19 protein-coding genes, 1 riboswitch and 1 other annotated feature are annotated in these 24,710 nt (G+C 31.8%); of the genes, 5 read left to right on the forward strand and 14 right to left on the reverse strand.

Going from position 1 to position 24,710, the window contains the following annotated elements:
• Nucleotides 1-115: 115 nt before the first annotated feature.
• From C661_RS0102135 to ileS, 5 genes are all read right to left on the reverse strand, one after another.
• The gene (locus C661_RS0102135) at nt 116-1,426 is read right to left on the reverse strand and encodes an SGNH/GDSL hydrolase family protein (RefSeq protein ID WP_017413648.1); all 1,311 of its coding nucleotides are present in this window, start codon (nt 1,424-1,426) and stop codon (nt 116-118) included.
• A 174-nt stretch (nt 1,427-1,600) separates the two neighbouring features.
• Entirely contained in the window at nt 1,601-2,596 is a 996-nt protein-coding gene (locus tag C661_RS0102140) for a LacI family DNA-binding transcriptional regulator (RefSeq protein WP_017413649.1), read from the reverse strand.
• A 684-nt stretch (nt 2,597-3,280) separates the two neighbouring features.
• Nucleotides 3,281-4,099 carry a GGDEF domain-containing protein gene (locus C661_RS21110; RefSeq protein ID WP_017413650.1) on the reverse strand — a complete coding sequence of 273 codons (819 nt, stop codon included), beginning with the start codon at nt 4,097-4,099 and terminating at the stop codon, nt 3,281-3,283.
• Between the two features lie 227 nt (nt 4,100-4,326).
• Nucleotides 4,327-4,938 (reverse strand): acetate uptake transporter, encoded by a 612-nt coding sequence (locus C661_RS0102150; RefSeq protein WP_017413651.1) that lies wholly within the window; start codon nt 4,936-4,938, stop codon nt 4,327-4,329.
• 317 nt (nt 4,939-5,255) lie between these two features.
• Nucleotides 5,256-8,357: an isoleucine--tRNA ligase gene (gene ileS / locus C661_RS0102155; RefSeq protein WP_017413652.1), complete on the reverse strand. Its 3,102-nt coding sequence runs from the start codon at nt 8,355-8,357 to the stop codon at nt 5,256-5,258.
• 486 nt (nt 8,358-8,843) lie between these two features.
• Nucleotides 8,844-9,062: a binding site (T-box leader), on the reverse strand.
• 402 nt (nt 9,063-9,464) lie between these two features.
• On the opposite strand from ileS, the gene C661_RS0102160 reads away from it, so the two are divergent.
• From C661_RS0102160 to C661_RS0102170, 3 genes are all read left to right on the forward strand, one after another.
• Nucleotides 9,465-10,100, forward strand: coding sequence for an MBL fold metallo-hydrolase (locus C661_RS0102160; RefSeq protein WP_017413653.1), 636 nt, complete (start codon nt 9,465-9,467; stop codon nt 10,098-10,100).
• A 115-nt stretch (nt 10,101-10,215) separates the two neighbouring features.
• Nucleotides 10,216-11,670 carry a C40 family peptidase gene (locus C661_RS22575; protein WP_017413654.1) on the forward strand — a complete coding sequence of 485 codons (1,455 nt, stop codon included), beginning with the start codon at nt 10,216-10,218 and terminating at the stop codon, nt 11,668-11,670.
• Nucleotides 11,671-11,894: 224 nt separating this feature from the next.
• Nucleotides 11,895-12,095: a cold-shock protein gene (locus tag C661_RS0102170; RefSeq protein ID WP_017413655.1), complete on the forward strand. Its 201-nt coding sequence runs from the start codon at nt 11,895-11,897 to the stop codon at nt 12,093-12,095.
• Between the two features lie 67 nt (nt 12,096-12,162).
• Here the strand turns inward: C661_RS0102170 and C661_RS0102175 are convergent, their stop codons facing one another.
• Complete coding sequence (locus tag C661_RS0102175) at nt 12,163-13,281, reverse strand: sensor domain-containing diguanylate cyclase (protein ID WP_017413656.1); 1,119 nt, start codon at nt 13,279-13,281, stop codon at nt 12,163-12,165.
• 210 nt (nt 13,282-13,491) lie between these two features.
• Between C661_RS0102175 and C661_RS0102180 the strand changes: the two genes are divergently transcribed.
• Nucleotides 13,492-13,671, forward strand: coding sequence for a hypothetical protein (locus tag C661_RS0102180; RefSeq protein ID WP_017413657.1), 180 nt, complete (start codon nt 13,492-13,494; stop codon nt 13,669-13,671).
• A gap of 152 nt (nt 13,672-13,823) precedes the next feature.
• Nucleotides 13,824-13,924, forward strand: a riboswitch (TPP riboswitch).
• 74 nt (nt 13,925-13,998) lie between these two features.
• Entirely contained in the window at nt 13,999-14,634 is a 636-nt protein-coding gene (gene thiT, locus C661_RS0102185; protein WP_017413658.1) for an energy-coupled thiamine transporter ThiT, read from the forward strand.
• Between the two features lie 179 nt (nt 14,635-14,813).
• Here thiT and C661_RS0102190 read toward each other — a convergent pair whose 3' ends face one another.
• The 8 genes from C661_RS0102190 to C661_RS0102225 all read right to left on the reverse strand — a co-directional run bounded on the left by C661_RS0102190 (nt 14,814) and on the right by C661_RS0102225 (nt 24,558).
• The gene (locus C661_RS0102190) at nt 14,814-15,623 is read right to left on the reverse strand and encodes a YhfM domain-containing protein (RefSeq protein ID WP_017413659.1); all 810 of its coding nucleotides are present in this window, start codon (nt 15,621-15,623) and stop codon (nt 14,814-14,816) included.
• 193 nt (nt 15,624-15,816) lie between these two features.
• Nucleotides 15,817-16,413 (reverse strand): hypothetical protein, encoded by a 597-nt coding sequence (locus C661_RS0102195; protein WP_017413660.1) that lies wholly within the window; start codon nt 16,411-16,413, stop codon nt 15,817-15,819.
• Between the two features lie 230 nt (nt 16,414-16,643).
• Nucleotides 16,644-18,731, reverse strand: coding sequence for a DUF7922 domain-containing protein (locus C661_RS23865; protein ID WP_017413661.1), 2,088 nt, complete (start codon nt 18,729-18,731; stop codon nt 16,644-16,646).
• Between the two features lie 131 nt (nt 18,732-18,862).
• Nucleotides 18,863-19,699 (reverse strand): 16S rRNA (adenine(1518)-N(6)/adenine(1519)-N(6))-dimethyltransferase RsmA, encoded by an 837-nt coding sequence (gene rsmA / locus C661_RS0102205; RefSeq protein WP_017413662.1) that lies wholly within the window; start codon nt 19,697-19,699, stop codon nt 18,863-18,865.
• 1 nt (nt 19,700) lies between these two features.
• Entirely contained in the window at nt 19,701-20,243 is a 543-nt protein-coding gene (gene rnmV, locus C661_RS0102210) for a ribonuclease M5 (protein WP_017413663.1), read from the reverse strand.
• A 430-nt stretch (nt 20,244-20,673) separates the two neighbouring features.
• Complete coding sequence (locus C661_RS0102215; protein WP_017413664.1) at nt 20,674-21,690, reverse strand: resuscitation-promoting factor; 1,017 nt, start codon at nt 21,688-21,690, stop codon at nt 20,674-20,676.
• Nucleotides 21,691-21,965: 275 nt separating this feature from the next.
• Nucleotides 21,966-22,730 (reverse strand): TatD family hydrolase, encoded by a 765-nt coding sequence (locus tag C661_RS0102220; protein WP_017413665.1) that lies wholly within the window; start codon nt 22,728-22,730, stop codon nt 21,966-21,968.
• Nucleotides 22,731-23,034: 304 nt separating this feature from the next.
• The gene (locus tag C661_RS0102225) at nt 23,035-24,558 is read right to left on the reverse strand and encodes a DUF445 family protein (protein ID WP_017413666.1); all 1,524 of its coding nucleotides are present in this window, start codon (nt 24,556-24,558) and stop codon (nt 23,035-23,037) included.
• Nucleotides 24,559-24,710 lie beyond the last annotated feature (152 nt).

Here is a 24,710-nt window from a genome sequence, read left to right on the forward strand (position 1 = left end):
AGTTATGTTTCACAGCCTTTATATTAATAGCGTTACTTTACTTCATAACTGATTAATATTATTTAGACCAATAGAAAAAACAATGATATTACTTATACCATTGTTTTTAAACTAATTAATTATTCAGTACTATAGTTACTCCACTCAAATAAATATCACCCTTAGGAACCAGTAAAATTTCCTTTAAATCTTTTATATCTTTAAGTGAAATGTAATAACTTACCTCTTTAACTTGTCCACCGGAGGATTTTAATGTTTTACTTAATTGTGAATCTTTAGTTTTTACTTCAACATTCCCTCCATTATTGGTAGCAATTAAGGTGATTACCACCCCAGTAACTTGTCCATCAGGCATCTTGAAACTAGTATTCTCCCCAACACCCAAGGTCATAACACTACCATTTCCAGTGTTAAATTCTTTCGCTGTGCTTTTCGTTGATAGGTTCTGTACTTTTGTCTTAGCTACTGTATCATTAACCTCATATTGGGATATTAATTTCGTAGTACTTTTAGTCTCAGACTTTTTAAATTCTACATTATTTCCTATAATTCCTTCGGTTATTAATTCTGCTATGTATTTATACCCTTCATTATTTGGCAATATTCCATTTGAACTCAATTTAGATATATTCTCTCCAGCATTTTTCTTTTTTAGAAGCCCATTGTATACATCTACAAAAGTAGCTCCTTCTTCTGCTGCAACTTCTTCTATAGCCTTTTGGTATTGTGAGTATTTACCTTCTACTAATTCTCCTGTACTTATGTTTATCTCTGGAGGTTCTGTAACACAAATAACATCTATATTATTCTTTTCACCCTGAGCCACTACAGTTTTGTAAAGAGCCTTAAATTCCTCTACTGTCATTGTTTCCATTTCATTTCTGCCAGTGATTAATATCCAATAAGGGTACTCGTAAGCTTTAGACTTTTTTGAGCTACTATCCGAAATATAGGCTAGCATGTTTTCTACAGTACTTCCACCTACTGAGTAATTATCTGATATAAGAGTTTCCTTAGTAAGCATATTAAGACTACTAAAGATTGTTCCCCCTATTTCATCACCCAAGATATTAGGTTTAGATGCTCCACTACCTTGAGCTATGCTATCTCCTAGTATAATCCCCTTAAACTTACTCTGGTTCAGGGCTTCTTCAATATAAGAATTTCTTGGGAAAACTATTTCTTTATTTTTAACTTCTTTAACTAAGATCTTTTTAACTTCTTCGTTTGTTGCTTGTCCCTTTTCTGCTATTTCAACATTGTTATTGGTTTGAGATAAACTAGTAAGTTCCTTGGCATAATTTCTATCTCTAATTTTTCCAAATATAATTATAACTAGATTTATTACTATTAATACAGTTATAATTATTATATCTTTCTTTGAAAAAGTCCTGTTTTTATGGTTTTTAAAATTGCCTCTAGCCATTTACTATCCCCCTACATTTGTATACTACACGTTCTTTATTTATATCCGGAATCCCTTTAATTTTACCATATTATTACATTTAGCGCAATGATTACAGAACTTAAGGGCCACGGATATATTGCTGAATTTACAACCTATCTATGGCCCTAAACCACTTCTATTTATGGGTACCTATTACTTCTTGCAAGAATCTCTTTCTACAATATTATAGGGAAGTAAAAAGTTTCTGTCATCTATAGGTAAATTATTTATAATTTTAATTAAAAGTCTCATAGCTACAGACCCCATGTCATAAAGAGGTTTTGATACTGTAGTAAGCTTTGGATAATAGACATCTGCAAGAGATATATCGTCAAATCCCATTACATCTACCTCTTTAGGAACCTCTATGCCACTTTCTCTTAAAGCATTAATAGCCCCCATAGCCACTTCATCATTAGCACAAAAAACTCCATCCACCTTATTGGATTTTAAAATTTCTTGTATTCCTTTATATCCATCCTCAGCCTTTAAAGATCCAAAGTATACTAATGAAGGGTTAAAACTATCCTTTTCCTCCATAGCCTTTTTATAACCCTTGTAAATCTTTGAATAATCACTAGACTTATCTTCATAATATCCTATGTAAGCAATAGTTTTATTTCCCTTATCCATAAGATACTTAACAGCATCATAGCTTGCCGCATAGCTATCTATTCCTACACTTGGATAGCTTTTGTTGCTATCTATAGTACCTACAAGCACTGTTGGTACTTTCATAGCTTCTATTATATCTTCTATATCGCTCTCTAGAGAATTGCTCATGTAAATAACTCCATCAACCATCTTTTCCCTAAGTACATTAAAGCTTTCCTTTTCCCTCTCCAAATCCAAATCAGTATTGCAAAGCATAATATTATAGTTGTATATACTAGCTACATCCTCTGCTCCTCTTACTATTTCAGGATACACGGGGTTTGATATATCTGGGATTACAATACCTATAGTACTAGATTTATGAGTTTTTAAACTTCTTGCTAAAATATTAGGTCTATAACCCAATTTTTCAATGGTGTCTAACACTTTTCTCTTAGTTTCATCATTAACTACATCTATGCCATTTAAAACTCTTGAAACAGTTGCAATTGATACTCCTGCTTCACGAGCAACATCCTTTATTGAAGTTGCCATTATTATCACTCCTATTTCTGAAACTTATTCCTTGAACCCAGAAATAACTTAAATTAATCATATTATTTCCAAGTTTATTTATATTAATGTAAATGTATCCTTTGAGAAATATACTTATGGTAAAATGTCTGAATATTAGAGGCTATAGTCCTTGAATAAACTATAGAAAAGTTTGTCTTTAGTCAAAGACTCCTACCTTAAATTTGCTTAAGAGGTAACAATTATGGAATAATTACCCTTCCAAAATGTGGCTAAAGCCTTAAAAGAAACTTTAGATTCCATCTAAAACTTGTTTTCTTCTTATTAATTCTACCATATTATGAAAGATTTATCCTTTGAAAATGTCATTTAAATTAAGTATATTCTATGAAAATAAAAAAACTCCTTCTTTAGTTGAAAGATTCCTCTTTAAATTTAGTAATTAATATTAGTATAATGCTAAAATGAAGACTTAACTTTTATAAAAACTTATATTGATTTTCCTATGGATTTCAGCAGTGTATAAGATAAGCTCTACATCATTGGTGTTAGTTACTTCCATTGATTAAAGCTCACTTCTGCATTTTATATGATAACTTCTCATTTTAATTTCTATATTAATAAGGCGATTAACCCAAATCCTACTGATTAAAAGAACTCCCCATAGATTTATATGTTAAAGTCTATGGAGAGTTCTTTCTATTTCTAACTACAAATGTATTCATTTAACGTAACTAATTCTTGTTCTTTTAAATCATTGCTAAAAAAACTATAGCAATTTTTCCCGTTGCTCTTACACTTATACATTGCTACGTCTGCGTTTTTAATTAGTTCCTCTAAGCTTTTTCCATGATGAGGAGATAAGCTTATTCCTATACTGCTTGTTATAGAAAGTTCATTTCCATCTATAGAAAAGGGATTTGTAAATACCTTTAATATTTTTTCTGCTACGGTAACAATATTTTCCTCTTTGTTTAATTTTGGAAATAATATAATAAATTCATCTCCACCTAACCTACATACCATATCATATTCTCTTACCGAATTTTTAAGTCTTTTAGATAAGGCAACTAGAACCTTATCCCCTATGCTATGTCCTAGAGTGTCATTGATAACTTTAAATCCATCTAAATCTAGAAACATCACAGCCACAAACTCCGGATCATTACCACTTTCCACAAAGATTTCCTTAAAGTAGCTAGAAAGAAGACATCTATTAGGTAATCCTGTAAGAGAATCATAAAATGCAAGCTTCTTAATAGCCTCTTCCTCACTGATATAGTTATTTCTACTTTTAATGATTAAATATAAAGTAGGAATTACTATAACTTCAACTAATAGTATGTCTAGCATAGTTTTTAGTGCATTTGTGCCTATGTTTAAAAGATAATTAACTAAAATTTTCTCACCTATTATTCCTAGGGAAATAACCACTAAAAATTTATAGTTTAAAACACTTTTATAAATCCAATTTTTAACCTTAACCCCCCTTGAAATGTTGCACTCACACTTAATTTCCTTCATATTTTTGACCCCCAATGAGATGAAATTTGTTGCTTATAATATATATATGCTATTTACCTAGTTTTTGATTATGTAAATAAAATTAAAGCTATAGTTTAGTTGTTGGATCCTAGTTGGTTATTTATATTATAAAAAACACCTGCCTTCATCCCAAAACCAAGTGTGATCAAAATAAAAAGCACCCTTGAGAAACCAAATTATCTCAAGGATGCTTAATTATATTATTTTTACTTCTTGAATATTCCGAAAGGCTTTCCTACTGGTAAGAATACTCTTCCAAAATGATTATTTAAAACTGATGCAGCTGAGCCATAAAACGAAAGAAGTGATATTATTAACTCAGAGTATGCCGCAAGTTCATGTCCGAATTCTGGTGCAATTCCAAGAGTGCTTAAAGTTAAACCTAAAAATAAGAAGTCTATGAAAAAGAAAATTAAAAATAATACCTTATGAGTTTCCATAGCCCCAATTGTCATAAATATAGTAAAGATTAAATAAGCTAGAAAAGCAAAGCCTAGTTGTTTAGGGTCTGCAGCCTTTGCAAGATTCTGCCCTAAGACTCCATTTTGAATTAACCAAGTAAAGGCTACTCCAAGCCAAAAGAAGCCATAAGCTCCAAAAGCAGTTGCTCCAAAGGTATTATTATGCTTGAAATCATTTGCTGATGCAAATAGCTGTGCTAAAGCCCCTAAGAATAATGCCCAAGGTATTATTAAAGACACTCCTTGAGTTATTCCAAGTTTTTGAGAAGATGCAACTAATGTAATTACTGCCAGTCCGAAAAGCCCAATAGCTGAAGGATCAGCTGTGACAATTTTAACTTCTTGTGTTTCTTTCATGTTTTTCCTCCAATATCTCATCATTAATTTTTATGTATAGACTTAAATATTAATTCCCTAAAAACAATATCAAATTTTAAGTGATTTTGTCAAATGACTAATAATACCAACAAAAATATATCCTATTTTCTTCAACGAACTTGGAATAAGCTTAAATAAAGTTATGCATTACTCATACCTTGACTGACTTAAGGTTTTTGTAATAATCAAAATACATTTTCACCATGGAAGACTATAATTAAAAGAACCTCTAAAAAAGCTAAGTTTCTCAGAGATTCTTTATTAATATTATTACCCTAACTAGGTATTTATATTTATTATTGTTTTTCTACAGCAAGATTTAAAGTTTCGCCATTGATTTTTACTTCTGTGTAAGCAGCTTCTGCTCCATATACAGTTTCAATAGCTAGAGTATCCTTCATGATAGTTTCTTCAAACTTCTTAATTACAGCTTCTAGCATTTCATTGCCTGTTACATAGATTTTTATCTTATCTGCAACTTCAAAGCCGCTCTCTTTTCTCATGTTTTGAATCTTGCTTAGGATTTCCCTTACATGGCCTTCTTCTTTTAGCTCTTCAGAGATGTGAGTATCTAGTACTACTCCCATTTCACCTTCTCCAGCAAAGGCAAAACCTTCAAGTCCTTGCATTGTTACAAGTAGGTTTTCTTTATTTAAATCTATTTCTGTACCATCTACATTAATAGTTACAACCTTGCCGTTATTGATGTTTTGAGCAAGTTCCATTTGGTTCATTGATCCTATTGCTTTTCTGATGCCTGGTATCATCTTACCATAAGCTTTTCCTAGTACTGGTAGATTTGGCTTGATTTCAAAGTTAACATACTTAGAAAGGTCTGCACCAAGTTCTACTGCTTTAATGTTAAGCTCATCTTTAACGATGTCTCCATAGTACTCTGGAAGCTCACTCACAGATACAAGCATTTTTGATAGCGGCTGTCTGTTTTTGATGTTAGCAGCATTTCTTGCACCTCTACCAAGTTTAACTATTCTGTAAGCCTTATCCATTTCCTCTTCTAAAGTCTTATCAACCTCAGTTTCGCTGTATTCTGGCCACATGCATAGGTGAATACTTTCTGGTGCATTTTTATCAAAAGCAACTACTAGGTTTTGGTAAAGCTCTTCTGTGATAAATGGTATGAATGGAGATGCAACTCTTGAGAAAGTTACAAGCACTCTGTATAGAGTCATATATGCTCCAATCTTATCTTCAGTTAGCTCTTCTACCCAGTATCTTGATCTATTTCTTCTTACATACCAGTTTGAAAGCTCATCTACGAAGTCCTCAAGTTCTTTAGCACCTTGAGTTATTCTGTAGTTTTCTAGATGCTCATCTATATTCTTAACCAAAGTGTTAAGCTTAGACATCATCCACTTATCCATTACATTTTCTGATTTAAAGTTTTCATACTTCATTGGATCAAAGTTATCTAAATCTGCATATAGCACATAGAAGGAATAAACATTCCATAGAGTTCCTATGAACTTTCTTTGTGCTTCTATAACTGCATCCTCATAGAATCTTGATGGAAGCCATGGTGCTGAAGCAGTATAGAAATACCATCTTAAAGCATCTGCTCCTTCATTATCTAAAACTGTAAATGGAGATAATACATTTCCTTTGTGTTTAGACATTTTTAAACCGTCTTTATCAAGAACGTGTCCAAGTACTATACAGTTTTCAAATGGATTCTTTTCAAATACAGTTGTTGATATTGCAAGTAAGGTATAGAACCATCCTCTTGTTTGGTCCACAGCTTCTGATATAAATTGAGCTGGGAAGTTTGCTTCGAATAGCTCTTTATTTTCAAATGGATAGTGATATTGTGCAAATGGCATTGAACCTGAGTCAAACCAGCAGTCAATAACCTCGTCTACCCTTGTCATTTCCTTTGAACAATGTGGGCAAGTTAAGTGCACATTATCGATATATGGTTTGTGAAGTTCTATTCCTTCTGGAACATTGATACCTTTTTTATGAAGTTCTTCAATGCTACCTATCATTTCTCTGTGACCACATTCACATTCCCAAATTGGAAGTGGAGTTCCCCAATATCTATTTCTTGAAATACCCCAGTCGATAACTCCTTCTAAGAATTTACCCATTCTTCCTGTTCTAACGTTATCTGGCATCCAGTTGATCTTATCGTTGTTTTGTAGAAGCTCATCTCTTACTGAGCTCATTCTTACAAACCAGCTCTCCCTTGGATAGTAAAGAAGTGGTGTGTCGCATCTCCAACAGTGTGGATATGAGTGTAGGAATTTTTCACTCTTATAAAGAATATTATTTTCTTTCATGAAAGCTATGATTTTCTCATCAGCTTTCTTAACGAAAATTCCTGACCATGGCTCTACAGCTGGCACGAATTTACCTTCTGCATCAACTAAGTTTATCATTGGAAGGTTATATAATTTACCTATTTGATTATCTTCATCTCCGTATGCAGGTGCAATGTGAACTATACCAGTACCATCTGATAAAGTTACATAATCACCATGAACTACATAGAAAGCCTTTTCTTCTGGAGTTTCAAACTTGAACATTTGCTCATATTCTTTTCCAAGAAGTTCTTCACCTTTAAACTCAGTTATTACTTCATACTCTCCGTTAAGCTTATTTAAAAGTTGTCTTGAAAGAATTAAAGTTTCACCCTCATGCAGAACTTCTACATAATCATATTTTTTATTCACAGCTAGTGCTACGTTGCTTGGAAGTGTCCAAGGAGTTGTTGTCCAAACTAGTATATATTTATCTTCATTTTTAAGTTTAAACTTAACGTAAACTGAGCTATCCTTAACATCTTTATAACCTTGACCAACCTCATGAGAAGATAAGGTAGTTCCACATCTTGGGCAATAAGGCATTACCTTATGACCCTTGTAGATTAATTCTTTATTCCACATTTGCTTAAGTGCCCACCATACTGATTCAATATAATCATTATGATAAGTTACATATGGATTATCCATGTCTATCCAATAACCAACTCTTTCAGACATCTCTCTCCACATTTCAACGTAAGAGAAAACACTGTCTTTACACTCTCTAACGAATTTCTCTACCCCGTATTTTTCTATTTCTGGCTTACCAGAAATTCCAAGTTTCTTTTCTATTTCAAGCTCTACTGGAAGTCCATGAGTGTCCCATCCAGCTTTTCTTAAAACCTTATAACCCTTCATCACCTTATATCTTGGGATTATATCCTTCATAACCCTTGTTATAACGTGTCCTATATGAGGCTTACCATTTGCTGTTGGAGGACCGTCATAAAAAGTAAAGTATTCACCATCTTCGTTTAAATCGAAGTTCTTCTTTATAATGTCTTTTTCTGCCCAAAGTTTTAATATATCATTTTCCATGTCCATAAAACTCTTGGTTGAATCAATTTTTTTATACATAATATTGCTCCTTTCTTATTGGTGTTATTTTCTATTATCTAAGTGCTAATAATTTGCCAATTGTGACTTAAGGTATTTGAAAATAAATAACAAGTCAAAGATGTGAAGGATATTTTGAGTTCACAAGCAAGTTTGTGCTGACAAGGAAACAGGTTCCGCAGATAGTAGCGCTATCTAAGGGTTCTGTTGACGCAGTATAACTAAAAATAGACAAACATACTGACTTATTTATTTTTTGAAAATGCCTAATTTAATGATTAACTATGAACCTAAGATTTATACAATTGATTCTGTATGCACTTACAAAGAATTTCTTATTGATTATGTAGCACTTAAAACTGTTAGTTGTTATAGCAAAAGAAATCTCTAGAGAAATAGTACAATTCTCCCAGGCAAGGCCACAGCAGAAAGGTTGCTTTCTCAAACACCAATGTAAAAACATTAGCAAGCATCATAATTTGATGCAAAATAAAAAACTTCGTCCTAAAATAGGACGAAGTTGAATTCGCTATACCACCTATAGTGTTAATGTATAATTTCAAGTACTAACATACTCTATTCTTTAACGCAGAATTACGGATAGACTTACTATTTTCAGCCTTCAGCTCCTAGGTGATTTTCCTTTAAACTTCGCTATGGAGTCACACCAAACCTCCACTCTCTGTAAACTACTTTTAAAGTACTTTTCCTACTCTTAGCTATTAGTTTTATAAAAACAAATTTGTTATTTAAACTTTGTTTCTATCATTATATTACACCCTTGGTTTTTTGTCAAAGAAATTTTCACTATTTTCAAAGAATATAAGTACCTCTACTCAGTAACTTTTATTAAGATAAATTTACAATATTATTACTACTTTGTAACTTTTAAACAGCTCCTCATTATCTATTGAATATTTCTTTCATATTAATCCATAATCTAAATATACAATTACTTTAAATCCAATACTCAGGTTAACCCCTCGTTGATTTTTCAAAACTTTTTAAGAGAATAAAATCATATTAACTTTAATCTTGAAAAACTATACTTAAGAACTATTGGACTAAAACTCAGTGACCTTCACTAAGAACTTACTTTAATTAATATAAAAGATTGGAGAGATACTTATGAAAATTACTTGGCTTGGTCATGCTTCATTTTTACTAGAGGACTTTAAGGAAAGAAGGCTTTTAACAGACCCCTTCGATGAAACGGTGGGCTATTCACTGTATAAAGGTTCTGCTGATGTTATAACCATAAGTCACCAGCACTTCGACCACAACAATGTTCAACACATAAATCCTGGCTCAAAGGTCATTGATAAAGTTGGCTTTTTTAATGAATGTGATATTACCATTCAAGGAATTCCTTCTTATCACGATAAATATAAGGGAGCAAAGCGTGGAGAAAACATAATCTTCATTATAGAAATGGAAGGTTATAAGTTTTGCCACTTAGGAGACCTAGGCCATCTACTTGATCAAAAGGATATTGATTTAATAGGTACTGTTGACGTACTTTTTATACCTGTTGGCGGAAACTATACTATAAATGGTGAAGAGGCTGCAAAAATAGCTAAACAAATTCAAAGCAAAATAGTTATTCCTATGCATTATAAAACTCCTCAATTAAGCTTTGACTTAGACGGTGTGGAAACCTTTTTAACCTTTATGAAAAATGGTGAAAAAGTTAGTGGAAATTCCTTGGAGATTAATGATGAAATATTAGGAGAAAATACTGTAAAAATTTTTACTTTAAACTAACTTATGGTAATTTTTTAGGATTATTTGGATTAATTTATTGTTATATGGAATTTTTTCCATTATAATTTAAGTAATGCAATTTATATTGTTAGTTTTGGGAGTGGGGGGTAAAGAATTGAAAAGTAAACATCTTAAATGTCTATGTGCAGTAACCTTTGCTGTAGGCATATCACTTAAATTGAATACTGGTGTTGCAGTTGCAAACCCAAATGTAAATAATGAGTCAACTTCTCTTAAAGCTAGTAGTGGTGTTGTTACTGCTGATGCACTGAATGTTAGGTCTTCTGCAAATACATCATCTACAATACTTGGGAAGTTATATAAGGGTAATACTGTAACTATCGTTGATACTGTAAATGGTTGGCATAAAATCAATTTTAATAATAGAACAGGCTGGATACACGGAGAGTTTGTACAAACTGCAAAACCTGCAGAAACTTCTTCTAGTAAAGTTGGTACTGTAAACGCCACATCTTTAAATGTAAGAAACGGAGCTGGAACCACCTTTGGTGTTTTAGGATCCTTAAAACAAAATACTAAAATAGACATACTAGAAGCTACTAATGGTTGGTTTAAAATTAGTTATAACGGTTCTACGGGGTATGTAAGTCAAGATTATGTAACACTTGGCTCTGGTAGTAGTGATTCTTCTAGACCAAGTCGCGGAGATAGTGGCACTACTTCTCCTGTGCAAAAGTCTGGGATAGTTAATGTTTCAGCCCTTAATTTAAGGACTGGCCCTGGAACTAATTATGGTATTATTAAGTCTTTACATTCAGGTAATAAACTAGAGCTTTTAGAAGAAGTTAATGGTTGGTATAAGATAAACTATAGTGGAAGCACCGGATATGTATCTAAGGAATTTGTTACTATAGATAGTAACACTGAAGCTCCAACACCACCGCCTTCTAATGTAGAGGAACCTACTACGGCTCCAGTAGTTCAAGGTAAAGTTGCCATAATTTCAGCAGATGTCTTAAATGTGAGAAGTGGTGCAGGAACAAATTATAGTAAAATTGAAGTAGCTAGATATGGAAATAAGTTCCCTATCCTTGCTCACTCAAGTGGTTGGTATAAAATATCCATTAATAATAAGGAAGGTTGGGTCCATGGAGATTACATCAAAGTAACTAATGCTACGGATGTTAGCACTCCATTAGTAAGAGAAACCCCTGCTATTGAAAGCAGATACTCCGGTGAGGACATTGTGGCTGAAGCTGAAAAGTATTTAGGCGTTCCTTATCTTTGGGGTGGTTTTACTCCTATGGGATTTGATTGTTCAGGACTTACTCAATACGTATACAGAAAGCTTGGAGTTCAAATTGAAAGAACAAGCTATTATCAAGTTCATCAAGGGATTACTGTAAGTAAAGAGGATCTTAAACCTGGAGACTTATTATTTTTCACTACTGATGATTCTAGGCCTGATTCAGTTTCCCATGTAGCTATTTACAAAGGAAATGATTTATTTATTCAAGCACCTAAACCTGGAGATGTAGTGAGAGTTTCCAACCTAAACTCTGCGTATTATAGAAACACCTACTATACAGCTAAGCGTATTATTAAATAACGGACAAGCCTTTTCACCGGACTGTCCATACTAATAATTTATAATTAACTAAGTTATTTAATTTAAAATAGCGAAATATTTAGGTGTTATTGAAATATTTCATAACACCTAAAATATTTGAGTATAAAAATAACCTTAATTGATAAGAATATAATTATAATTAAGGTTAACCAAATATGAAAAATTGATTTTTCGCTTTATTTTTTTATTCAGGAGGAAGTTAAATGAAAACAGGTACAGTTAAATGGTTTAATGCAGAAAAAGGATTTGGATTTTTATCTGTTGAAGGTGAAGAAGATGTATTCGTACATTTCTCCGCTATATCAGGTGATGGCTACAAATCTTTAGAAGAAGGTCAAAGAGTTCAATTTGACGTAGTTGATGGTGCTAGAGGTCCTCAAGCATCTAACGTTTCTAAAATTTAATAATCAAAAAATATTACACCTTTCAATTCGAAAGGTGTTTTATACATTTTTTCATTCTAAAATCTTCTTAGGAAGATTTTTTTCTTTGGCTTTTTTCCCTTTTGTAGTTTTTTACCTCATACATCTTTTCATCTGCTTCATGAATTAATTCTTCTAAATTTCTACTAGAGTCAGTTACTTCTATGATTCCATAGCTAAAATCCAAATTTATATCTCCTATGGTTTCATGACTATAGACTTCCCTAACCTCTTCAATGACCTTAATAGCATTCTTTTCATCTCCATGAGGAATAAAAACTATAAACTCGTCTCCCGCCATTCTTCCATATATGTAAGAAGAAGAATTCATTTTCTTTTGTAATATGTTTGATATTAATACCAAGGCTTTATCTCCTGATTTATGCCCATAGGCATCATTGATTCTCTTGAAATTATCTAAATCAATAAATATTAATGTAGACTTTTTACATTTATTTTTTGACATTTCTAAGTGGTAACTTAAAAGATATTCTAGGTATCTTCTATTGTAGAGCCCTGTAAGTGCATCATAATTGGCCTGGTATCTTAAATCATCCTGCATTAAGAATACCCTTAACACTAGTTTAAGTTCATTAATTATATATTTTAAGTATTTTATATCATCTTCTGAAAAAATAGCACCCTTTTCAGTACTATCTAAATTAATTACACCAATAACTCTGTCATTTATAGAAATTGGACAACTTAAAGTACAGCAAATATCTAGGGACTCTGTATCCTGAAAAATTTTGTGTTTTTCAAAATTCAGTATGTTCTCATTAAATCTTGCTGGATTTTTTATTACTGCAATACCTTTAAATTGGTTTTTTGCGTATAAAAACACTTCCTCTTTCATTAACTTAATTTCCTTAAGTTCCTCAGAATATCCTATTAAAGCTTCATAATGAAATAGCTTATCTTTTCCTTCCATTAATATGCTTCCTTTAGAAGCTTTAGGTAACATATCAATAGCAGCTTTTAGAATAAGTTTGTACACTTGTTCCTTATCTACAGCTTCTATAACCTTTTCTCTTAAGTCATACAATATATCTTTTGTATTATTTAAATATGCAATCTTCTTTTTGTGTAACCTCATAGTGATTAATTGTATCCCAATTAGTATAAAACATATTAGTAACAGTATATCCTTTATACTCACCCAACCCATAAGCACCACCTCTAAAGTCCATTATATCTACTATAATATATACTTTCAATTAAATTTCCTATTTATTTAGAATAAATATGCTTTCCTAAAGGAAAAATAACTTAAATAGGTTACTTTTTTTAATTTTACTCTAAATCAAAAATTCTATTAAAATAAGACCATTTTTTTCATGTGAGAAGTAACCTATATTTTTTATTATGGAGGAATATTATGTTAGGTAAAATAATTGATATTAATAATACTGATGCCTTTGTAGAACTCATAGATGGAACAACTATGGATGTGTCCATTAATCGGCTTCCTTCAAATTCTAGGGTAGGTGATAAGGTAGACATAAACATGACTAAACCCTTAAACATGTTAAATGATAAAATGATAGACTTTTTTTAAGTGCCGAATAATTTTTTTCATCATTCTTTTAAATCTTATGCTTATTATAGAAAGCCTGTTGGAAAATTAAGTAAAATTTTATGGAATCATTGCATTACTCACCTGAATATATTAAAATATAATTGAAGTTGAAATTTATTTTGACTAAATTTAATATGTGCTAGGGGTGCCGTTGGCTGAGAGATGATTATATTCATTAACCCTTTTACCTGATCTGGTTAATACCAGCGTAGGGAAGCGTTTAAGATAAAAAGATTAACCGTATTCCTAGGAATATGGTTTTTTTAGTTTAAACACTCCTATAGCACTAAACTGGGAGGAATTTTTATGTCATTTACAGAAAATCTTAAAGAGATTTTATCAAACAAAACCACTATTCTTACTCTCATCGGAGTACTTATAATGATGGTATCTTTCACTAGAATTAAAAAGGTTAAACTTACTTCTAGGCTTATGGCCCACATTGGTCTTGCCCTTGCTTTATCTACAGTATTACAGTTTTTTAAATTATTTGAGTTGCCTTATGGTGGAAGTGCTACCTTAGGAAGTATGCTTCCTATAATAGTTATATCTCTATTATATGGTCCAACGGTAGGTGTACTAACTGGCTTTCTATACGGGCTAGTTAACTTTGTTATAGGACCAGCTTATATACTTCACCCAATTCAGGTTTTATTCGATTATTCACTTCCTTTCATGGCAATAGGTCTTGCAGGTGTACTAAAGAATAATAGAATTCTAGCAGTAATATTTGCTTTCCTTTGTAGATTTGTATTCCACTTTATTTCTGGAGTAGTATTCTTTGGAGATTATGCAAAAGAAGGAATGTCACCAATTTTATATTCCTTCCTATACAATGGTGGATATTTGTTAGCAGATTGCCTGATTTGCGTAGCAATTATTTCAGTGGTTAAAATTGATTTAATATTAAAGAAAACCAACGATTTCAACAATGCCGCTTAGCAGATAATTTCAAAGATTTTTTCAGCTAAAGATGCTGTATTTTAATTAAACCTATAAAACATATAAAAAAATGAAACTACATTATTGAATATAGTTTCATTTTTTATTACTTATTTACTTAGGATTTATGATTTAAAAAGGAACTATTACTCCCCAAAATGTAACTAAACTTATGTTTTCTAGAAGTTTTCTGGCTTTTCAGCAGTAATATTTATCTTCCAGCTACCTTGTTCATATACATTATTTATATAATAGATCACAGGTTTTACCTTAGGGTCCCCCTGAAAAGTTACAGTTGCTTTATACTTAGTAGCGGTATATCCTTCCGTTTTTACTGTCATTACTACATCATAACCTTCTAAGTTATCACCCTCAGTAATTTCCACATTTTGTATTTTCTTTAGCCTATCCTCAAAATACATAATATCTGTGGAAAGTTGATATTTAGTTGTTTCTATATCACTTTTAATGCTCAAGCCTATCTTTTTACCCTTATTATCTCCGGTGTTAAAGGTTTCTATGGTTCTTAGCAAGCTTTCATAGTATATATTTTCAAAATCTATTGGTTTTCTGTTATTACCAAAATTCTTAATTATATCATTATCTAATCTATTAGATACAATATAATTTTTACCCTCATTATAAAAATTAGCTCCGTTTCCCTTGTCTAATCCTGCTACATAGTTAAATTTACTTATCTTATCCGGTGCTTCATAAATCTCAAAAATATAATCTGGTTCTAAGGAAGTCTTTCCCTCCACTTCCTTTGCACTAGAAAGAAGCTTATATATATCCATAATTGCCGCTTCATCGGTTACAGTAAACTTATAACTTTTATCTCTAGTGCTTTGAATAGTTATTTTCATAGCTCCTCGTAGTTTTATGTATTCAAAATCCTTATTCTTTTTCGGCATAATTGCGCAGGCTGATAAAAATGAAGTTGCTACCAATATTGTTATTATAATTAAATACTTATTTAAATTTCTCATTTTCCCCTCCATAACAAAAATTTAGAGAAGCATTATGCTTCTCTAATTATTTTTCTTACTTAGTATAAACTACATTTATTAATAAATATAGTTATTAAACATTTTAATGTACTTATATTATAATACTTCTTCTCATAACTTTACAAGTTATATCCCAATTATTTTACATTGTACATAATTAAGTTTCTACAGGCTAGCCCTTTAATATGTCATTAAAAGAAAAGGTATTTATTATATTTTCTAAAAATATAGGTGTGTTTTCTTTATGCTTCTCATCATTTATAACAAAATTTACTTTTATAATATAATCCTTTTGCTTAATATAATAATTATAAATTTTATTAGTTTTATAATTATTTATACATAGGTTATATTGAAGGATATATCCATCATTATTTTTAATTTTTGATGGATTTAAAGTATAATCTTTAATCCCCATACTTTTAATTTCTTTTATATCTACATCAATTAACTTTTTCATATCATCCTTTGTGTTGATAATTTGTATAAATCCATGGGTATATGTATCATCAGATACAAACTCATTAAAGTAAATAACATTTTCTCTACTACTTGAACCTTCACTTGCAATCCATGACTTTGGAAGGCTATAGCTTAACTTACCTTCCAGGGCATCATATTTTTTAAAGGATCCTATATTATTTTGAATTAAAGTGGCCATTTTTAGTTTACTCTCGAAATATTGACCAAGTCCAACAATAGTAATCATTAATCCTATGAGTATCACTACTAACCCTGTCTGCCTATTCTTTGCTATCATTACTCTCATCCTGTGGTTCCTCCTTTTATACATTATAAATGTACAAGTGCCCATTCATCGCTAGGTACTTGTACATTTATTTATAATAAAAATTAGCTTAAATTTAAAATTAGTACTATAACTAACCCTAAATAAAATTAATTCTTTGTAATATATCTATGAGGCTTGTATAAAAAATAGAATAAATTTAAGTAAAAAAATAATCCCCTACCTTATCAGCAGAGGATTATTACATAGTTTTAAGAACGCTTTATTGGAATTACTACATTATTTGTCTTAAAGTCGTAGTACATGAGCCAGTGTCCCATATCCTTTTCTTCCTTAGATGGCATCCAAGTAACAAATCCTGTTTTTCCACCATAAGGTTGATCTTCTAATGCTTTGGTTCCAGGTATTCCATAAATTATATATTTTAGTTTACCTTCATCATCACACTTATATCCAATTATAAAGTTTTTCTTTTTAGATATATATGGGTAATAACAAATCATTGGATAAAATACTACTGTATACTTATTATAGTCATATATGCAATACATATCTTCAAGTTTACTTACTGCAACTTTATACCAGAAACAGTTTTTAATATTTTCATTTTCTCCGAGCTTTTCAAAGCCTTTAACTACATTCTTAAAGAACTCTCCTGTATTGCCTAATGGCCAGTTGTATTTATACATATGGTTTTCATTGTTTTCCCAATTATTATATTTCCCATAATTTTTCTTATTGTCTTTGCACTGATTGTAAGATTTATGGTCATCATATTCATCATCCATATGGTGTAGCATATGATGTTCATAATGATTATCCTCATCCTGTTCTTCATGATGCATATGGTTCATCATGAGATGATTGAAGTTATCATCGTCATCATGGTTATTTTTATGGTTCTTATGCTGCTTACAGTAATCGCAGTCATCATCCTCATAATCATCCATATATTCATGATGCTTATTGCAATAATCCTGTTGATCTTTGTGCTTCTTGCACTTTTTATGCTTATGTCTTTCAAGTTTAGAACTTTCTATTTCTTCTTCATATCTATCAAAAATATCCATGCCCCTAGGTGTTGTATCACCTTGATTTACTGGGGTCATATTTATAATGGTATCATCTTCATAGTAATCCTCAAACTCATCAATAAAGCCATTTTGTGTTCCTGTAGTAGGTTGTGTACCCATTCCTGCGCCAGTTCCAGTGCCTGTGGTTCCCGCACCTGTTCCAGTTCCGCCTGCACCCATAGTTCCTGTTCCTACAGTACCCGTTCCTGTAGTTCCTGTTCCAACTCCTGTGCCAGCTCCTGCACCTGTAGTTCCAGCCCCTGTTCCTGTTCCACCTGCTCCCATGGTTCCTGTGCCCCCAGCACCAGTTCCTGTAGTTCCAGTTCCAACTCCTGTACCAGCTCCAGTACCTGTGGTTCCTGCTCCTGTTCCTACCCCAGTGCCTGTTCCCATGGTTCCTGTGCCTCCAGTACCCGTTCCTGTAGCTCCAGTTCCAACTCCTGTACCAGCTCCAGTTCCAACTCCTGTACCAGCTCCAGTACCTGTGGTTCCTGTTCCTGTTCCTGTTCCTACGCCAGTGCCTGTTCCCATGGTTCCTGTGCCCCCAGTACCCGTTCCTGTAGTTCCAGTTCCAACTCCTGTACCAGCTCCAGTACCTGTGGTTCCTGCTCCTGTTCCTGCGCCAGTGCCTGTTCCCATAGTTCCTGTGCCTCCAGTACCCGTTCCTGTAGTTCCAGTTCCAACTCCTGTACCAGCTCCAGTACCTGTGGTTCCTGCTCCTGTTCCTACCCCAGTGCCTGTTCCCATAGTTCCTGTGCCTCCAGTACCCGTTCCTGTAGTTCCAGTTCCAACTCCTGTACCTGTGGTTCCTGTTCCATTTGTTCCCGGCTGAGTAGTTCCTTTAGATATTGGGTAAGTAGTCCAATCTTTTGGTACATCAGTAGTTGAAAATCCTACCATAATAGGAGTTATAGTTCCATTCATAGAAACTACTGCTGCCCCAACTATCTTATCCATAGCAATATTAGTGTTGCCTATACTATTCATATCATAATCGAAATTAACATCAGCTCTACCGTTATCGTCTATGTTCAATCTTCCTAAATTTATAAGGCTTCTTGGATTTTGTTTATCTGTTATCAAAATCATATAATAAGGGCCTCTGTCTCGTTTTAAGTTTTGAACATAGTAGGATATTTTTGATCTATTATTTTTAACTTCTAATTTAGCATATCCAGAAGGTGCCTTGTCAGCTTCCATACCGTAACCCTTTTGTTCTTCTTGCAATATGATAAAATATCTACTGTAGCTTTTTCTAGGTGTCACTCCCAATTACCTCCATTATAATTTATACATTATAATATATGAGTGATGTACCTAAAAGATGAAAGTTTTTTTTCTACAGCTTTAATTCTGTTTTTCAGGAACAATTTTTGTAACCAAAATTCTATAAAATCCTATTTAAGTTCTGATACCGTATTAGCCAAGTTTGCAAATTCTTCGATAGATAAAGTTTCGCCTCTTCTACCAGAATCTATATTTGCTTTTTCAAAGGCCTCTTTTAAAGTTTCTTTGTCCAATCCAACATTTTTCATAGCATTAGAAAGAGTTTTTCTTCTCATGTTAAAGGATTGTCTTATTATACTGAAAAATAACTTCTCATCCTTCACTTGTACTCTTGGTTTTTCTAGTATATCTAGTCTTATTACTATGGAATCTACCTTAGGAGAAGGTATAAAGGAAGAAGGTGGTACTCTTCTTATAATTTTTGTGTCACAATAATATTGGGCAAGTAATGAAAATGCACCATAATCTTTAGTACTTGGCTCTGCATCAATTCTTTCTGCCACTTCTTTTTGTATCATTATAGTTATGGATTTAATATTATATTTGCCATTAAGTAAGCTTGCAATTATAGGAGTAGTAACGTAATAAGGTAAATTTGCAACTACCTTTACACTTTTTTCTTCTCCTATAAGTTCGTCATAATCTACTTTTAATGCATCTTTATGTACTAATTGAAAATTAGGAAACTCTTTTAGCTCTTCCTGCAATATAGGTATAAGCCTTTCATCAAGTTCTATGCTTGTAACTTTTTTAGCTCTTTTTAAAAGCTCTTTAGTTAGAGTTCCAACTCCTGGTCCTATTTCTATTACATAGTCTTCCTCTGTAATATCTGCTCCCTCAACTATATCATCTAATACTGTATCATCTGTCAAAAAGTTTTGACCAAGACTTTTTGTGAATTTAAAATTATATTTTAATACTATATCTTTAGTACTTAAGTTTTCCATGCTAAATCTCCTTCTCTATCTTTTCTAGAGCCTTAATAAATTCTTCTTTTGAAATTCCATAGTTATTTAATCTAGTTACAAGTTGGTTAGTGTTGCAATATCCTATTCCTAGTTGCTTTCCTAATGCATCTCTTCTTTCTCGTGCTTTGTTATTGCCTGTAAGCTTAAAGTAATACATATCTTGAATATCAAATTCTTTTCTTGCTTCTTTTATTTCACACTTTGCATTTTCTAAAGCTCTAATAATAGTCTCTGGAGATGCATTTTCAACCCCTATATCTCCATCCTTTGTTCCTTCACTCTGAGTTATGTATGCATGTTTTACATCGGGTACTCTTTTAGAAATAATTCTTCTAATTTTTTCTCCTGCAAAATCTGGATCTGTTAAAATAATTACCCCTTGTCTTTTTTGCGCTTGCTTTATTTTCTCTATTATTTGTCCATTTATTCCAAACCCACTTACAGAAATAACTTCTGCTTCTACAGCTCTTTTTACTGCTGTTATATCGTCTCGTCCTTCTACTACAATAACTTCCTTAATCATAAATCCATGCCTCCAAATAATAACTTACCTATTATATCTACTTAGGCATCTTCAAAAAATAAGTAAGTCAGTATGCTAGTCTATTTTGTGTTATTATTTCTCTTCAGATACCTTATATTATTTTACCATGTAAATTCTCAATATAGGAAACCAAATAAAAAACTTTTCACACTTAATTATGTTGATTTTTCTAAGCTTTTCTCAAAGAATCTTAACTAATAGTATTATAAATAGATTGTGATTTTTATTCATTATGTATTCACACTACAGATAATGAAAATTATGATTTAACTTATACGTGAATAAATGTTGGTTGCCTTAAGACTTTTTGAGGATGAATTTTGTTCATCCTGAATGAACTTCATCATGAGCAAAATAAACTTTCATCATTAAAGCCTTATAGCAAAATAAAAAATAGGAGATTATTCTCCTATTTTATAATATAAACGTTTATTCTTCTTCTTCCCCAATTCATCATCTCTGAATAAGTATTGAAATATACATCTATTATATTTCCCTTTATAGCACCACCAGTATCTTCTGCAATTGCATAACCATATCCTTCTATATATAGTTTTGTACCAAGTGGAATAACTCTTGGATCTACTGCTACTGTGCTATATCCGTTAGGATCACGTCTACATTTTGTACCTGTTGCTGTTCTATCTGATGCATCACCTCTGTCTGCTGTATATGCAGTCGATGAAAACGATAGCTTTTTAGTGTACAAAACTTCTCCTCCACGAGATGGTCTTAAAACGCCAAGTGTACCAATATTAACTATTTTCTTTATTGGATTCTTTTGAACTTTCTCTTCAACCACTTTGCGGTTAACTTCTTTACCATCTTCATACACAACCTCTGTTGTGATTGCTTTTTCTCCTGATGATCCTTCTTGAACTACCTGTTGAGTTCCTTCGGCTAGATCATTATTTTTTCTTACTTCAGTTTCAAAAGCAATTTCTTGAACTTCATTTAATATTTCTCTTTTTACTCTTGTTATTTGAATTTTCATGCCATTCTCTAATGGCTTTTCTAAAGCTGGAACAATTTTATCCTCTGCCTCTAGGGTTATGTTTTCAACAGCTAATAAATCCTTAACTGTTGGTTCTGCAGAAGCAAGGGTTAAATCTTTTCCATCTACATTCACTTCAATTTCCACGGCCTTACTAATATATATAATATCTCCGTCTTTTACTTCACTGTCTAATGTCATAGAAACTTTATCTTTTTCACCAACACTTATACCATAGTCTTCAAAAACCTTATTTAGATTTTTAGCTAAGGTAGTTATCTTGGTTTCCTTTCCGTCTATAACTACTGTTATGTCTTTTCTTAAGTTCAAAATTGTAATTGTTGTACACATTAAAACCAATGCTACAATAAATAATGTCTTAGGCCAAATTGAAAAATATTTTTTCAATTTATCTTTAGCAATGATATTCATAAAGATTACCTCCCCTAGACAAGAGTACTAAGCAATTATATATTACCCTAGTTTATGTGTCAAATTTTAGCACTCTATCTCTTGAATTGACTGTAGTAAATGCATCTCATGCATAGAATTATAAATAATTCCCTTTAATGCTATAGATATCAGTCTTCTCTGGGTGGAATTGAAGTGTTTTTTAATGTATATTCAAAAATGTAATTAATATTCCTGTTCCAAAGAATTAATTTACTATTTTTGAGTGTATTACCAATAATTAACATTATAATGGATTATTTTAAATTTAGCAAGGTTTTTGTGTTTTTTATGGTATTTTTTTCCACATCTTCTTTGGTTATTCCCTTTAACTCTGCTATTTCATCAATTATATATTCAATATAATTTGATTGATTTCTTTTCCCTCTGTAAGGGGTAGGCGCCATGTAAGGACAATCTGTCTCCACTAGTAGCTTATCAATTGGTACAGCCTTAACCACTTCTTTAATTACCTTTGCATTTTTAAAGGTAACCACTCCTGTAATTCCTATATAGTATCCTAACTTTAAGCACTCTTTAGCAAACTCCACACTGCCCGAAAAACAATGAACTACACCCTTAACCTGACTAAATTCCTTCATAATTTCTAAAGTATCTTGATGAGCCTCTCTATCATGTATTACCACTGGTAAATTAAGTTCTCTAGCAGCTTCCATCTGCATTCTGAAGGCCTTTTTTTGCACTTCTCTTGGAGGATTTTCTTCCCAATAGTAATCTAATCCAATTTCCCCAATAGCTCTAACCTTAGGATTTTTAGCATAGTTCCTAATTTGCTCTATTAAATTTTCATCTACTACCTGAGCATATTCTGGATGGATTCCCACAGCTGCATATACAAAGTCATACTTTTCTGCTAGTTCAATAGACATATTGAGCCCTCTTAAATCTGAACCACAGTTTAAAACTCCTATTACTCCCTTTTCTTTTATCTCCTTTAAAACTAAATCTCTATCTTCATTAAATTGGCTATCATCATAATGTGAATGTGAATCAAATATCATGGTTTTCTCCTATTCTAATTAAATATTTTAATGTTCTATGAAGGTTCCCTTACCTTCTGAAAGTTCATAAATCTAATTTTATTTCTTGAGCATAAAAACTTATCCTATAATTTTCTGTGGGAATTTATACCTAAATAAAGCTTTTAACTTCTTGTTAAAACTTATATTGTTATAGTAAACTTGTCCAGAAATTGTACTATAACTTATAGTGGACATAAATCACAACTCTGCTATAAGTTCATTATGATTTATGTCCACTTTTTCAAGTTTTATTCAAAGCTGCTAATTTACCTTATTTTATATTTTAATAAAGGGCGGAAAGTACTGGTGTTAGAATTCCCATAACGGCTCCTAAAACTGCTCCAAGCCAAGTTATTGCACTTAGTTCCTTACTTGCAATTTCCAAGATTATTTCTTCTGCATAAGTAACTTCAAATTCATTAATTTTTTCCTCTACTACCTTTGATATGTTAAATAACTCTATAAAATCCGATGCCTTATTTTCCACAAAAGTGCTATATAAATCTAAGGTTATAGCTGAGATTTTAGAAGATAAATCTCTGCCTTCCTTTTGGAAAATGAATTTCATTTCAGTATTTAAAATTCTTTGTAAGCCACTAGTTAAAAACTTACTTATACTACTTTCCAATCCATAGCTTTCTAAGAACATATCTAATTTATTTTCCACAAAGTTAACTAATTCTTCTTCTAGGTTTATGCCAGCTTTGTTAAATACAGCTCCTAAGGTATCACTGTTACTTAAATCACTTTCAACACCTTCTATAAGAGTGTTAATCACTTTATGTTCTTTTACATTGCTAAGTAAGAACTCCCAAAGTTTTTCTCCAATTAAGTTTTCTTGTTCTTCATTACTAGCAGGAATGTTTTCTAGGATATCTATAACTTTAGTTTTAGTTACTTTAGTTAGCACTTCATTTAAAATTAACACAATATCTACTAAAGTTTCTTCAGTTTCTAGCATTTCAGAGGCTCCACCCACTATTTTGTTATAAATAGTATCTGAGTTTACAAACATTGCTATCATAGGGTTAAGTTGAGTTGATAAGATATTACTAATTATACCTTTAATTTTAATCTCATACTTTTCCTCTTTAAGAGCCCCTTGTATGTACTTTCCTATTTCGTGACGCTTATTGTACATATAAACCTTAAGGTTACCTATCACTGTAGGAGGAATTATTTCCTCTAAGGTATTTTCCTTTATGCCTTCTAGTTTACCTGAAATTAAATTAAGGATATTTTCCTTAATAGCTCCATTTTCCATGCTTTCATTTAAATTATTAATCAAATTAAGTCTTATATTTTCATAAGCTTGTGAAGATAAAACAGCTTTAGGAGAATTGTTTAATAAGGTTCCTATTTCTTTTCTTACAATAGAAGTTACCTTGTTTTTAAATTCGTTGCCTTTAACTTCTTCTACTACCATAGCTGTTATATTTTTTTCTAAGTCACCCTTTATTTCTTCATAGTGTCCATTTAATAAAGACTTTAAGTTTTCTTCTAAGGTTGAATCACTAGTTTCTAACTTTTTTACCTCTCCCTTTATCCAACCTGAAAGGGCTTCTTTAATTTTGTCACTACATAAAGAATTTAGGATAGTTTCCTTTGTTAAAAGATGAGCTCCAATAGCTTCTCCCACACTTTTAGCAATTCTTTTTCTTTCCTTTGGTATAAGTCCTGGGGTAAAAGGAACCTTTATGCCAAAGATTCTTTTTTCCTCATGGGGTCTAAATAACATTTTTATAGCAAGCCAGTTAGTGATATATCCAATAACTGCTCCAACTAAAATACCAATTATGTATTTCATGAAAATTCCTCCTCTTATGATAAATAATGAATAAGTTCATTTTGTAGTTATTATAGGTTCTAAAGATAGGGCTTTACCTTATTCCTCTATGGAATTCCTTATAGAAAAACTAGCCCCCTATGAGATACCTCTCCATCTTAATTACCTAGATT

The organism is Clostridium tunisiense TJ (genome assembly GCF_000300195.1).
GTDB lineage: Bacteria > Bacillota > Clostridia > Clostridiales > Clostridiaceae > Clostridium_J > Clostridium_J tunisiense.

Coding starts and splice junctions, on each gene's coding strand:
- C661_RS0102150 (WP_017413651.1), bottom strand. CDS start 4,938: ATGAAAGAAACACAAGAAGTTAAAATTGTCACAGCTGATCCTTCAGCT.
- C661_RS21110 (WP_017413650.1), bottom strand. CDS start 4,099: ATGAAGGAAATTAAGTGTGAGTGCAACATTTCAAGGGGGGTTAAGGTT.
- C661_RS0102190 (WP_017413659.1), bottom strand. CDS start 15,623: ATGAGAAATTTAAATAAGTATTTAATTATAATAACAATATTGGTAGCA.
- thiT (WP_017413658.1), top strand. CDS start 13,999: ATGTCATTTACAGAAAATCTTAAAGAGATTTTATCAAACAAAACCACT.
- C661_RS0102175 (WP_017413656.1), bottom strand. CDS start 13,281: ATGGGTTGGGTGAGTATAAAGGATATACTGTTACTAATATGTTTTATA.
- C661_RS0102140 (WP_017413649.1), bottom strand. CDS start 2,596: ATGGCAACTTCAATAAAGGATGTTGCTCGTGAAGCAGGAGTATCAATT.
- C661_RS0102215 (WP_017413664.1), bottom strand. CDS start 21,690: ATGAATATCATTGCTAAAGATAAATTGAAAAAATATTTTTCAATTTGG.
- ileS (WP_017413652.1), bottom strand. CDS start 8,357: ATGTATAAAAAAATTGATTCAACCAAGAGTTTTATGGACATGGAAAAT.
- C661_RS0102135 (WP_017413648.1), bottom strand. CDS start 1,426: ATGGCTAGAGGCAATTTTAAAAACCATAAAAACAGGACTTTTTCAAAG.
- C661_RS0102180 (WP_017413657.1), top strand. CDS start 13,492: ATGTTAGGTAAAATAATTGATATTAATAATACTGATGCCTTTGTAGAA.
- rnmV (WP_017413663.1), bottom strand. CDS start 20,243: ATGATTAAGGAAGTTATTGTAGTAGAAGGACGAGACGATATAACAGCA.
- C661_RS0102170 (WP_017413655.1), top strand. CDS start 11,895: ATGAAAACAGGTACAGTTAAATGGTTTAATGCAGAAAAAGGATTTGGA.
- C661_RS0102160 (WP_017413653.1), top strand. CDS start 9,465: ATGAAAATTACTTGGCTTGGTCATGCTTCATTTTTACTAGAGGACTTT.
- C661_RS0102220 (WP_017413665.1), bottom strand. CDS start 22,730: ATGATATTTGATTCACATTCACATTATGATGATAGCCAATTTAATGAA.
- C661_RS0102195 (WP_017413660.1), bottom strand. CDS start 16,413: ATGAGAGTAATGATAGCAAAGAATAGGCAGACAGGGTTAGTAGTGATA.
- C661_RS0102225 (WP_017413666.1), bottom strand. CDS start 24,558: ATGAAATACATAATTGGTATTTTAGTTGGAGCAGTTATTGGATATATC.
- rsmA (WP_017413662.1), bottom strand. CDS start 19,699: ATGGAAAACTTAAGTACTAAAGATATAGTATTAAAATATAATTTTAAA.